This is a genomic window from Bacillus pretiosus (assembly GCF_051294775.1).
GTDB classification, from domain to species: domain Bacteria; phylum Bacillota; class Bacilli; order Bacillales; family Bacillaceae_G; genus Bacillus_A; species Bacillus_A wiedmannii.
The window spans coordinates 1-323 of sequence record NZ_JBPPHF010000093.1 but is presented as its reverse complement, the minus strand read 5'-3'; the positions used below and the strand labels follow the sequence as shown (position 1 = coordinate 323).

At 23.5% G+C, this 323-nt stretch carries 1 pseudogene; it reads right to left on the bottom strand.

The features are described from left to right. Positions 1 to 323 (bottom strand): annotated as a pseudogene (locus tag ACSG5Z_RS30000) (helix-turn-helix domain-containing protein); the annotation flags it as partial.

Here is a 323-nt window from a genome sequence, read left to right as displayed (position 1 = left end):
GTATATTCATTCGTAACGGTATTGTAGTAATAAGCTTTTAATATATCTATATTTGCAACAGATAAAGTATCTTCTGTAAAAATGGCAACTTGCTCAGATTTTTTTATGTAATATAAATATCTTTCTTTATCAGTTGTAATGATTTTTTGATAAGATAAAATACGGTAACATTCATCTGTTTTATAATACACTTGATGTTTTTTTGAAAATGCAAGTGCATCTAAAATGACTTTTTCACATTTTTCATAATTACCATATGCGAGTATAATAATTGCTTCTTTTAAATATAATTGTATATGTGTAATAAGATCGATTTCTAAATT